Source organism: Streptosporangium amethystogenes (assembly GCF_000721075.1).
Taxonomy (GTDB): Bacteria; Actinomycetota; Actinomycetes; order Streptosporangiales; family Streptosporangiaceae; genus Streptosporangium; species Streptosporangium amethystogenes.
This window is the reverse complement of the sequence record NZ_JOEQ01000196.1, coordinates 1-290: the sequence shown is the minus strand read 5'-3', so window position 1 is coordinate 290 and position 290 is coordinate 1. Positions and strand designations below refer to the sequence as shown.

The window sequence follows — 290 nt, the reverse complement described above, 5'->3', positions numbered from 1 at the left end:
CTGGTGTTGCATCACATCGCGGGTGACGGGTGGTCGATGGCGCCGTTGGCGCGGGATGTTTTGGCGGCGTATGCGGCGCGGTCGCGGGGGATGGTGCCGGAGTTCGTGCCGTTGCCGGTGCAGTATGCCGATTACGCGGTGTGGCAGCGGGAGTTGCTGGGGTCGGAGTCGGATCCGGGGAGTCTGGTCAGTGCGCAGGTGGCGTTCTGGCGGTCGCGGTTGGCGGGGTTGCCCGAGGAGTTGGTGTTGCCGTTCGATCGGCCGAGGCCCGCGGTCGCCTCGCACCGGGG

1 protein-coding gene is annotated in these 290 nt (G+C 69.7%); it reads left to right on the top strand.

Annotation, left to right across the window (positions count from 1 at the left end; genetic code table 11):
* Nucleotides 1–3: 3 nt before the first annotated feature.
* A partial coding sequence (locus IG98_RS46395) for a condensation domain-containing protein (protein ID WP_037973154.1) occupies nucleotides 4–290 on the top strand: 287 nt, incomplete at its 3' end.